Origin of the sequence: Nocardia sp. NPDC050412 (genome assembly GCF_044458825.1) — a bacterium.
Lineage (GTDB): Bacteria > Actinomycetota > Actinomycetes > Mycobacteriales > Mycobacteriaceae > Nocardia.
Genome location: NZ_JBITIJ010000003.1, coordinates 420562 through 431235 on the forward strand (window position 1 = coordinate 420562; position 10674 = coordinate 431235).

General features: G+C 67.1%; 9 protein-coding genes and 1 pseudogene. 7 read left to right on the top strand and 3 right to left on the bottom strand.

Going from position 1 to position 10674, the window contains the following annotated elements; all coding sequences use genetic code 11:
- Positions 1–263 precede the first annotated feature (263 nt).
- From ACIBI6_RS09830 to proB, 5 genes are all read left to right on the top strand, one after another.
- Entirely contained in the window at positions 264–3467 is a 3204-nt protein-coding gene (locus ACIBI6_RS09830) for a translation initiation factor IF-2 N-terminal domain-containing protein (protein WP_364339023.1), read from the top strand.
- A gap of 302 nt (positions 3468–3769) precedes the next feature.
- On the top strand, positions 3770–4081 hold the full coding sequence (rplU, locus tag ACIBI6_RS09835) for a 50S ribosomal protein L21 (RefSeq protein WP_040687720.1): 312 nt from the start codon (positions 3770–3772) through the stop codon (positions 4079–4081).
- Between the two features lie 40 nt (positions 4082–4121).
- Complete coding sequence (gene rpmA, locus ACIBI6_RS09840) at positions 4122–4388, top strand: 50S ribosomal protein L27 (RefSeq protein ID WP_330253217.1); 267 nt, start codon at positions 4122–4124, stop codon at positions 4386–4388.
- Between the two features lie 154 nt (positions 4389–4542).
- Positions 4543–5997: a GTPase ObgE gene (gene obgE / locus ACIBI6_RS09845; protein WP_364339027.1), complete on the top strand. Its 1455-nt coding sequence runs from the start codon at positions 4543–4545 to the stop codon at positions 5995–5997.
- Positions 5998–6366: 369 nt separating this feature from the next.
- Positions 6367–7482, top strand: coding sequence for a glutamate 5-kinase (gene proB / locus ACIBI6_RS09850; RefSeq protein WP_364339765.1), 1116 nt, complete (start codon positions 6367–6369; stop codon positions 7480–7482).
- A gap of 38 nt (positions 7483–7520) precedes the next feature.
- On the opposite strand, the pseudogene ACIBI6_RS09855 reads toward proB, so the two are convergent.
- A pseudogene (locus tag ACIBI6_RS09855) lies at positions 7521–7587 on the bottom strand (antitoxin); the annotation flags it as partial.
- 439 nt (positions 7588–8026) lie between these two features.
- Here ACIBI6_RS09855 and ACIBI6_RS09860 point away from each other — a divergent pair.
- A complete protein-coding gene (locus ACIBI6_RS09860) occupies positions 8027–8419 on the top strand; it encodes a hypothetical protein (protein WP_396955765.1) in 393 nt (130 codons plus the stop codon).
- 328 nt (positions 8420–8747) lie between these two features.
- The gene (locus ACIBI6_RS09865) at positions 8748–9257 is read left to right on the top strand and encodes a hypothetical protein (protein WP_364339031.1); all 510 of its coding nucleotides are present in this window, start codon (positions 8748–8750) and stop codon (positions 9255–9257) included.
- Positions 9258–9294: 37 nt separating this feature from the next.
- On the opposite strand, the gene ACIBI6_RS09870 is transcribed toward ACIBI6_RS09865, so the two are convergent.
- Positions 9295–9669, bottom strand: coding sequence for a hypothetical protein (locus ACIBI6_RS09870; protein ID WP_396955766.1), 375 nt, complete (start codon positions 9667–9669; stop codon positions 9295–9297).
- Between the two features lie 89 nt (positions 9670–9758).
- The gene (locus tag ACIBI6_RS09875) at positions 9759–10469 is read right to left on the bottom strand and encodes an ESX secretion-associated protein EspG (RefSeq protein WP_364339036.1); all 711 of its coding nucleotides are present in this window, start codon (positions 10467–10469) and stop codon (positions 9759–9761) included.
- Between the last annotated feature and the right edge of the window lie 205 nt (positions 10470–10674).

Consider the following 10674-nt stretch of genomic DNA (forward strand, 5'->3'; position numbering starts at 1 on the left):
TCGCTGCTACGAACAGCTGGCCGCTTGCTGGGGCCGGAGGTTCGCGTCGGCACGCTGGATGAGCGCTCGCGCCGTGGAGTTCAGCCAATAGCCAGGCGCCGCGTGACCAGTTAGCCCGATGACGAACATAATGGTGTTAACCGGGCATGCGGGGCGAGACCACTTGACCTTGCGCCAACCGCGTGAGGTGAACGGACAGTGCCCCCGCGTCGGCCGCGTCACTCCTGCCAGGAGGGACGCGCCCGGGGACCCGAGGAGACTTCGTGGCCGAACAAGAGCCGCTGACAACAACATCACAGGATGCCGAACAATTGCCGGAGCGAATCCGAGTTCACGCGCTTGCCAAGCGGCTGGGAGTAACCAGCAAACGCATCCTGGCCAAGCTCGCCGAGTTGGGTGCCGACGCACGTAGTGCGCAATCGAATGTCGATCGAGCGGTAGCGGAATCTGTCCGCGAAGCGCTCGGCACGGTGGAATCCGAGGCCGTCGAGCCGGATGCCGCCGCGCAAGAACCGGTTGCGGCCGAGCCGGTGGCGCCCGAGCCCGAGCCGGTTGCCGCCGCGCCCGAGGCGGCCGTGCGTGAGCCGGGGCCCATCTTCTCCGCGCCGGACGAAGTGATCGACCAGTCCGGATCGCTGCCAACTGGGGAGCAGCCCGCGGCGCATCAGCCGTCGGTGCAGTTGTTCACCCATTCGGTTCCGCGGGAGCCGCATGTCACGACGCCGGTCGTCTTCGAGGCCGCGGCCGAGGTCGCCGCACCGCTGTTCCTGCCGCCGGACGCCGCGGCCGCCGAGGCGGCGCGTCGGCAGCGTCGGGCCGAGCGCGATAGCCGTCGCGCCGAGGAGAGCGCGGTCGAAACCGTCGAGGAAGAGACCGAAACCGCCGAGGACGAGTCGACCGAACAGCAGGGCGAGGCGGATCAGCCGCGTCGTCGTCGACGTGGCCGTCGAGGGCGGGGTCGGGGCCGGGGTGAGCAGCACACCGACACCGAAATCGATGGTGAGGACACCGAAGCCACCGACGAGAGCGCCGAGGACGAGCCGGCCGCCGCCAAGAGCGAGGCCGAAGCCGAGCCCAGCGACGACACCGAGACCGAGGACGACGAATCCGGTGTGCCGGAGGGTTCGAGCCGTCGTCGCCGTCGCCGTCGTCGCCGCAAGGTGGCGGGGGACGGCGCCGATAGCGACAGCGCCTCCGATGACGATCCACCGAATACCGTCGTGCACGAGCGTGAGCCGCGCAATAAGAGCCGCAGCCGCGCCACCGTCGACGAGGTGCAGGGCATCACCGGCTCCACCCGGCTCGAGGCCAAGCGGCAGCGGCGGCGCGACGGCCGCGAGGCCGGTCGCCGTCGCCCGCCGATCCTGACCGAGTCGGAGTTCCTGGCCCGCCGCGAGGCGGTGGACCGGGTCATGGTCGTGCGCGAGAAGACCTTCCCGCTCCCGAGCGAAGCGAGGGACAATTCAGCGCAGCATACGACCGCGACCCAGGTCGCGGTGCTCGAGGACAACATCCTCGTCGAGCACTTCGTCACCAATACCGGCTCGGCGTCGATGGTCGGCAATGTCTACCTCGGCAAGGTGCAGAATGTGCTGCCCTCGATGGAGGCGGCCTTCGTCGATATCGGCCGCGGCCGCAACGGTGTGCTCTACGCCGGTGAGGTGAACTGGGAGGCCGCCGGTCTCGGCGGTAAGGAGCGCAAGATCGAGCAGGCGCTCAAGCCCGGCGATCAGGTGCTGGTCCAGGTCTCCAAGGATCCGGTCGGGCACAAGGGCGCCCGGCTGACCACCCAGATCAGCTTGGCCGGACGCTTCCTGGTGTACGTGCCGGGCGGTTCGTCCACCGGTATCAGCCGCAAGCTGCCCGATACCGAGCGCAAGCGACTCAAGGAGATCCTGCGCGATATCGTGCCCGCCGACGCCGGGGTGATCATCCGCACCGCGTCGGAGGGTGTCAGCGAAACCGAACTGGCGCGCGATGTGGAGCGGCTGCAGGCGACCTGGCGCACCATCGAGAAGGCCGCCGAGGTCAAGGACAACGGCTCGCCCAAGACGCTGTACGAAGAGCCGGACCTGTTGGTCAAGGTCATCCGCGACCTGTTCAATGAGGACTTCTCCAGGCTGGTCATCGAGGGTGAGCGGTCTTGGAGCACCGTCGAGAACTACATCCGCACGGTCGCGCCGGACATGCTCGCCCGGGTCTCCCGGCACGAGAACAATGGTGTCGACGTCTTCGAGACCTACCGGATCGATGAGCAACTCGCCAAGGCGCTCGATCGTAAGGTGTGGCTGCCCTCTGGCGGCACCCTGGTGATCGACCGGACCGAGGCGATGACCGTCATCGACGTCAATACCGGCAAGTTCACCGGTGCGGGCGGCAGCAATCTGGAAGAGACGGTCACCAGGAACAACCTGGAAGCGGCCGAGGAGATCGTGCGCCAGATGCGGCTGCGCGATATCGGCGGCATGATCGTTGTCGACTTCATCGATATGGTCCTGGAGTCGAACCGGGATCTGGTGTTGCGCAGGCTGACCGAGGCATTGGGCCGTGACCGCACCCGCCACCAGGTCTCCGAGGTGACCTCGCTCGGCCTGGTGCAGATGACCCGCAAGAAGCTGGGCACCGGCCTGGTCGAGGCGTTCTCGTCGAACTGTGAGCACTGCCACGGCCGGGGCATCATCGTGCACACCTACCCGGTGGAGCTCACCGGCGCCGAGGACAGTGCGCGCGGTGGCCGCGAGACCGGGTCGCGGCGGCGGCGTGGCCGGGACAAGGGTGCGGCACCGAGTGCACCCGCTGCGGCCAGCAATGGCACCGCGCATGTTGTCGAAGACGAGGCGGAGATCGCCGTCAAGCGCGCGCATCCGGTGGCGTTGGCGATGGCGGCGCATCAGTCGGAGGATGCGGCGCACCCGGAGGACGTTGCGGTCGCGGAAGCCGTTGCGGATGTCGTCGCCGCAAGCGATGAGGCGCCGGTCGATGAGGTCGTGGTCTCCGAGTCCGTTGCTGCGGTCGCTGAGGAAGTCGCGGAGGCGGTAGCCGAGGAAGTCGCGGAGGCGGTCGCCTGGGAAGCCGCGGACGCGGAGGTGGCGGCCGAGGAAGCCGCTGCGGCTGTATCCGAGGAGTTCGCTGCGTTCGCTGCTCCGATCGATGCTCGGAATTCAGAGTCGACCGTGGTGGCGGACGAAGCCGCTGAGCCCGCGAAAGAGCCGGTCGTGGCATCGGCCAACGGTGTGCCCGAATCCGCACCCCGTTCGACCGGCCGCAGACGTCGCGTCGCGCGTTCGGCCGCCGCACCTGCCGCCGACAGCACCGGCGCGGTGTTCGTGCTGCCGACGGCCGATCAGGGGTCCGCGGGGCCCGTGGTCGACTACACGGCGGATGTGCCGGTCGTGGTGCCGACGCGCAAGCCACGCCGCCGGGCCGTCGGTCGTCCTGCCGGGCCACCGGTGGACGACGTGAACTGATTGCCACGATCCGAAAACCTGGGACCCCCGCCGCATTCCGCGACGGGGGTTCCTGCCTTTCGCGGGCACCGGTTTGGTCGGGGTGGTATCCGTCCTGTAATCTTGGACAGTCGCTGCCCGGCGACAGCGCTTATCTGCGCTGTGTTTGTGACTCGGCTCGAAGCCGAGAGCCATCAGGTTGCTGTGGCGGCGGTGACTACCAGACCAGAGTGCTGTGGTTTCCAGCCGGAGTCATCCGGGCGGGAGCACGCAGCCGCGCGAGCACGAGCCGCGCGCTTTACAGGAAGAAGGGCAGCCGACCGATGGCAACGTACGCGATCGTCAAGACCGGCGGAAAGCAGTACAAGGTCGCGGTCGGTGACCTGGTGAAGGTCGAGAAGATCGAGGGTGCGCCGGGTTCGTCCGTGGCGCTGGCCCCGGTCCTCGTGGTGAACGGCGCCGAGCTGACCACCGATGCGGACAAGCTGGCCAAGGTTTCGGTGGCGGCCGAGGTCGTCGAGCACACCAAGGGCCCGAAGATCCGCATCCACAAGTTCAAGAACAAGACCGGCTACCACAAGCGTCAGGGTCACCGTCAGCCGCTGACGGTCCTCAAGGTCACCGGCATCAAGTAAGCCTCCGCGCTTTCTCGAATTACTTCACAGGAGTTCAGAAATGGCACATAAGAAGGGTGCATCCAGCTCCCGCAACGGTCGCGACTCGAACGCACAGCGACTCGGCGTCAAGCGTTTCGGTGGCCAGGCCGTTTCGGCGGGCGAGATCCTGGTTCGCCAGCGTGGCACGCACTTCCACCCTGGTGTGCTCGTCGGCCGTGGCGGCGACGACACCCTGTTCGCCCTGGCGGCGGGCAAGGTCGAGTTCGGCACCAAGCGTGGCCGCAAGACCGTCAACATCGTGGTTCCGGAGCCGGTCGAGGCCTGACCGCCTCTGCCGATTCCGGAAAAGCTGAGCGGGTCAGGGTGCATTCCCTGGCCCGCTTTTCGCGTTCTCGAACGATCGCGTTCCCATAAAGCAGGTTCTTACGAGCGACCTGCGAGCAGTCGCTACGGCTACCACCGAGGAGGATGATTCGGACATGTCCAAATTCATCGACCGTGTCGTATTGCACGTGCGTGCGGGCAAGGGTGGTCACGGCTGCGCCTCCGTGCGCCGCGAGAAGTTCATGCCGCTCGGCGGACCGGACGGCGGCAATGGCGGACGCGGCGGGGATGTGATCCTCGAGGTCGACCCGAATGTGCACACCCTGCTGGACTTCCATTTCCACCCGCACGCCAAGGCGAGCAACGGCAAGCCGGGCGAGGGCAGTAACCGCGACGGCAAGCAGGGCACCGATCTGGTGCTGAAGGTGCCCGACGGCACCGTGGTGCTCGACGACGACGGCAAGGTGGTCGTCGATCTGGTCGGTTCGGGCAATAAGTTCATCGTGGCCCGTGGCGGACGCGGTGGACTCGGCAATGCCGCGCTGGCCTCCAAGGCACGCAAGGCGCCCGGTTTCGCGCTGCTCGGCGAGGACGGTGATGAAGGCGATCTCGTCCTCGAGTTGAAGTCCGTCGCCGATGTGGGGCTGGTCGGGTTCCCGTCGGCGGGTAAGTCCTCGCTGGTGTCGGTGCTCTCGGCCGCCAAGCCGAAGATCGCGGACTACCCGTTCACCACGCTGGTGCCCAATCTCGGTGTGGTCTCCAGCGGTGACACCACCTTCACCATTGCCGATGTGCCCGGGCTGATTCCGGGCGCGAGCGAGGGGCGTGGGCTCGGGCTGGATTTCCTGCGGCATCTGGAACGCTGCGCGGTCCTCGCGCATGTTGTGGATTGCGCGACGCTGGAGCCGGGACGCGATCCGGTCTCCGATGTCGATGCGCTCGAGGCCGAACTCGCCGCCTACCAACCGGCTCTGGATGCCGATACCGGGCTCGGTGATCTGGCCGATCGGCCGCGCGTGGTGATCCTGAACAAGGTCGACGTGCCCGACGCCGCCGAGCTGGCGGAAATGGTCACGCCCGAATTCACCGCTCGCGGCTGGCCGGTCTTCGAGATTTCGGCGGTGAGCCGAGCTGGCCTGCGTCCCTTGACCTTTGCGCTCGCCGAGCTGGTCGAGCAGTATCGGAGCGCGCATCCGAAGGCCGCGCCGAAGCGTCCGGTGATCCGCCCGATCGCGGTGAACGAGTCCGGCTTCAGTGTGATCGCCGATCCCGAGGAGCCGGGCGGCTTCATCGTGCGCGGGCCGCAACCGGAGCGTTGGGTACGCCAGACCCAGTTCGACAACGACGAAGCCGTCGGTTACCTCGCCGACCGCCTGGCCCGCCTCGGTGTCGAAGACGAACTCGTGAAGCAGGGCGCCGAGCCCGGTGCGCCGGTCACGATCGGCGATGTTACCTTCGAGTGGGAGCCGCAGATCTCCGCGGGCATCGATATGGTGCCCACCGGCCGCGGCACCGACATCCGTCTGGAGCACAACGACCGGATCAGCGCCGCCGAACGCAAACACGCCTCCCGAGTGCGCCGCGGTCTGGTCAAGGACGACGAGGAATAACGTGGACGCCGTGGGCTTGTGGTGTGCGCCGGGGTCTGGCACGGCGTTTCGGCGAGCGCTGCGGCTCGGGTCGCCCGTTCAGCGCGCGTCGGAATTCAGTGCGGGCCAGTGCGTTCGGGCAGTATCGCTCCCGGCGGGTTCCGTTGGCCTGGATGGTGCGGCGAGTTCGATCGAGTCGGTTGGTGCAGTGAGCTCGGTTGGTCCGGGCCTGGTTCGGTCTGTTGATGCGGCGGCTGGCTCGGCGGTGGCGGCTTGTGCCTTGCGGTCGGCCGGTGCGCCCAGGCCAGTTCGGGCGATCGACTTCGTGGGTTCTGTTGTGGTACAGGGAGTTCGGTTGCGATGCAGGTGAGTTCGGGGATGGCCGAGGTGATGTCGCAGTCCGGGCTGAGTGAAGCCAGGACGGCGATTGCATCGGCGCGCAGTGTGGTGGTGAAGATCGGGTCTTCGGCGCTGACCAGCCTTAAGGGCGGACTCGACATGGCGCGCCTGGATCGGCTTGCCGATGCGGTGGAGGCGCGGATGCAGGCCGGATCCGATGTGGTCGTGGTTTCGTCCGGTGCGATCGGTGCGGGTATCGCTCCGCTCGGATTGACAACTCGCCCAAGGGATTTAGCTACCAAGCAGGCTGCGGCAAGTGTCGGTCAGTTGGCATTGGCGCATGCGTGGGGCACCTCGTTCGCGCGGTTCGGGCGCACGGTCGGGCAGGTGCTGTTGAGCGCCGACGACTTCTCGCGCCGGGAACATCACCGCAATGCCCAGCGCACCCTGGACCGGTTGCGCTCGCTCGGTGCGGTCGCCGTCGTGAACGAAAACGATACCGTCGCAACGGAAGAGATTCGCTTCGGCGATAACGACCGCCTAGCCGCGCTGGTCGCGCATCTGGTCGGCGCCGACGCGCTGGTGCTGCTCTCCGATGTCGAGGGCCTGTATGACGGCGATCCGCGCAAGGGTGCCGCCAACTTCATCCCCGAGGTGCGCAGCAGCGCCGACCTCGACGGCGTCATCGCGGGCAGCGGCGGCGCACTAGGCACCGGCGGCATGGCCTCCAAACTCTCCGCGGCCCGGCTGGCCGCCGACGCGGGCGTGCCTGTCCTGCTGGCCGCCGCCACCGAGGCCGAAATCGCGCTCAGCGCGGGCACCGTCGGCACCGCCTTCGCCGCCCGCCCGGTTCGCCTCTCCGCCCGCAAATTCTGGGTCCGCCACGCCGCCGATAGCCGCGGCGCCATCCTCATCGATGAGGGTGCCGTCCAAGCCGTCGCCGACCGCCGTCGCTCACTGCTCGCCGCAGGCATAACCGGCGTCCGTGGCCGCTTCCACGGCGGCGACGTAGTCGACCTCATCGCCCCCGACAACCGCATAGTCGCCCGCGGCGTAGTCGAATACGACAGCACCGAACTCTCCGGCATGCTCGGCCGCTCCACCACGGAACTCCCGGACACCATGCAACGTCCGGTAATCCACGCCGACGACCTGGTCAAGGTTTAGCGTCTGTTTCCTGCGGCAACCGGAACGTAGTGATGTACCGCGACGAGCGATGACGACGGCCTCGGTCAAAGTTTCGCCGGTTTGCGCCGCCAGCTCCCGCGCCAGCCGATCGGCTTCCGGATGCTCAGAGCCATATCATGATTCTCGACGAATAGGCGGAATCTGGACACCGATCTGATTTGTCGAGACCAGTCGGATTCGTGCTTTTCGGGAGCTACTCATCGCTGACCGCTGTCTGGGGTTGGGATGACGCCAGGTTGGTTGCTGGTTGGTGGGGGTTGGGAGGGGCCGGTTCGGTCGGGGATGGGGCCGGTGATGCCTGGTTGGCCGCCGGGGTCGGGGAGGGAAGGGGTTGGTGCCGACGGGCCGGGGGCCGGGGGCGCGGGTGGAGGCGCCTGTTGAGTTGGGGGTGCTGGTGCGGGTTCCGGAGGTTGTGGCTCCTGCGTTGGGGGCGGGGCCTGTTGGGGTGGGGCCGGAGGGGGTGCTTGTTGGGTTGATGGTTCCGGCTGTGGGGCCGGAGTGGGCTGTGGCGCCTGGGATTCCGATGTCGGAGGTGCTGGGTTTGGTTGCGGCGCTGGAGATTCCGGCGTGGCAGGTACCGGTGAGTCTGGGGCGGGTTGAGGGGGCGGAGCCGGGGTGGGCTGTGGTGCCTGTGACTCCGGGATTCCAGGGGCGGGGGTGGTGGGTGCTGGTGTCGTTGGGTCCGGAGTTGGTTGCGGTGCTGGGGATTCCGGCGTGGCGGGAATTGGTGCGGGTTCCGGAGAGCTGGGTGCCGGGGTGGTGGGTGCTGGTGTCGTTGGGTCCGGAGTTGGTTGCGGTGCTGGGGATTCCGGCGTGGCGGGAATTGGTGCGGGTTCCGGAGAGCTGGGTGCCGAGGTGGTGGGTGCTGGTGTCGTTGGGCCCGGAGTTCGTTGCGGTGCTGGGGATTCCGGTGTAGACGGGCCCGGGGGGCTGGGTTCCGGGGTTGGTTGCGGTGCTTGGGATTCTGGCGTGGAAGGTGCTGGTGTGCCCGGGGTCGGGGTGGGTTGTGGTGCTTCGGGCTCCGGGGTGGGGGTTGGCTGTGGTGTTTGGGAATGCGGGGTGGAGGGCTCGGTTTCGGGGATCTGCGCGCCGGGCTGGCTTGGTTCGCGAGTGGGCGAGTGCCGGGGTGCCAACGTCGCGTCCGGAGTGCCCGGCAAGGAGGGCGGGCGGGGGAGGGCCGGGACGGCGGTGCCTGCCATTTGGTAGGCGGGTTTGTAGATCATGTTCATGGCGAGGACGGCTTCTTGGCGCAGTGCTTCCTGCGCCATTTGCGCATTGATCACATGGGCGGCTTCGAGCAGTCGGGCTATGGCGCCGATCGGACCCGAATTGCCCGGTGGGACAACGGCGATCTTCACCGCTTCGGCGGCCGCGGCCACCGCGCCGAGGCGGGTGCCGACCTGTCCCATGATCGCGGCGAGTTCATCGACGGAGTCGGCGTAGCTACGGGCGCAGGCGTAGGCGGCTTCGGCGGCGACGCCCTCCCAGGCCATCGAATTCATTACCCGATCCGAGCCGGCTCTGGTCAGTGGAAACGAACTCGCCAGTGTCCCTGCGACTTCCAGCCAGGTGACCGATGCGTTGAGGATCTGCGCGGCGTCGATCTGCTGGGTCTCGGCGTAGATCTCCTCATGCTTCATCGACTCGAAATGCTCCATCGAGCTGATGTAATCGGGATCATTACCGCTCATCGTCGCGCCTCGCTGACGTTCGACCGCGTCTTGCGCGTGGCGTGGTGTGTCTTGTTTTGCTGATCGGGTGGCTGATAGCCGTTCTGCGCGGAATCACAGCTCATCGCGGTACCCGCGTTTCGATCGCCCGCAATGCCGCGGCATTCGCCGCATCGGCCTCCTCGAACAGCCCGCCGCTGATCAGGAAGGCCTCCTTCATGCGGTAGGCGGCTTCGATGTAGTGGTCGAGCAGGGTGGCGGCGTCGCGGGCCTTGTGCGCGAATCCGGCCTGTAATTGCTGTGCGGAGATGAATCCGCCGAAGCCGCCCAGTTCGCCCGCCGATTCGAGGCGTCGGCGTAGATAGATGAGCCGGTCGGCTTGGTTGTCGTACATTTCGGCGCAACGTCGCGCCGCATCCGGGTCGAACTTGACGGTGCCCGCCTGTGCCTCCTGTTTGAAGCGGGCAATATCGGCTCGGCTGCTCTCGATCGTCATGCACCACACCCCCGGGGATCGGTCGGTCCGCCTCAGACTAACCGTTAGCCATGCCTCCGGATGAAATAGTTCCGGTCGGTTACGGCTTATCAGGCCGGCGCGGGAATACGTTTCTGCAGCTGGGTCGCGAGTTGCTCGGCCGAGGCGGGCACGATGTGCACGGTATCGCCCGCTTTGATCAGATAGCGCCCGTCGCCCTTGACATCGATCCAGGTGTAGTGGATCGGCGGCTGCGGGGAGGGCTGGTCCAGTCGCCCTTCGATCCGGATATGTCCCTCGGCGGTATGCGGCTTGAGCAGCAGCCGCCGGATCGACGGCACCGCCCGCTGCGCTACGACCACCGTCTCGTCGTCGCGGATCGCTTCGGCGGATGCCGCCCGCGCCGGTTCGTGTCCGGCCGGGACCGCGGGCAGCAATGCGGCGATCCGAGCACCGAGTTTGGCACTGAGGCCGATCGAAAGTCGTACGCGCCCACCGAAATCCGGTCCGGAACCAGGTTCCTGGATGGCCAGGACGGCACGGTCGTAGATCGCACAGGCCAGCAGCCGGATCTCGGTGCCGGGACCGTGCCCGCCACCGATCGCCACGATCCTGGTCTGAGGTGTGGCCATGATCCGCAGGCACGCCGATAGGTCCGGATCGCTGCGCGGCGGTAGTCGCTCCTCCAGCTGTGCGCGCAATTTGTCGGCTTCGGTCTCGGTTCGTGGTGTCTCGAGAATGCGCAGCGGATACGGGTGACGGTCCACTTCGGTTTCGCGCCAGATATGGGCGAACTCGTCCGGGGTGAAGGTCCAACCCACGCCGAATCACTCCTAACAACCCACGAACGTCATCGCGCCGCTAGCGACTGCTTGCAGGTCGCTCGAAAGGGTCAGCTTACTGGTGCCTCGAGGCGTTCGAACCAAGTCTTTGCCAAGCAGTACCCAAGGTTTGCGGGCTAACGTCGAAAGCAAATCTCGGATATATCCAGACAGCCCCTTCGGTTTTGCGCTGCCTTGTGGTGCC

Coding starts and splice junctions, on each gene's coding strand:
- rplU (WP_040687720.1), top strand. CDS start 3,770: ATGGCAACGTACGCGATCGTCAAGACCGGCGGAAAGCAGTACAAGGTC.
- proB (WP_364339765.1), top strand. CDS start 6,367: ATGTCGCAGTCCGGGCTGAGTGAAGCCAGGACGGCGATTGCATCGGCG.
- rpmA (WP_330253217.1), top strand. CDS start 4,122: ATGGCACATAAGAAGGGTGCATCCAGCTCCCGCAACGGTCGCGACTCG.
- ACIBI6_RS09860 (WP_396955765.1), top strand. CDS start 8,027: ATGTCGGAGGTGCTGGGTTTGGTTGCGGCGCTGGAGATTCCGGCGTGG.
- obgE (WP_364339027.1), top strand. CDS start 4,543: ATGTCCAAATTCATCGACCGTGTCGTATTGCACGTGCGTGCGGGCAAG.
- ACIBI6_RS09870 (WP_396955766.1), bottom strand. CDS start 9,669: ATGACGATCGAGAGCAGCCGAGCCGATATTGCCCGCTTCAAACAGGAG.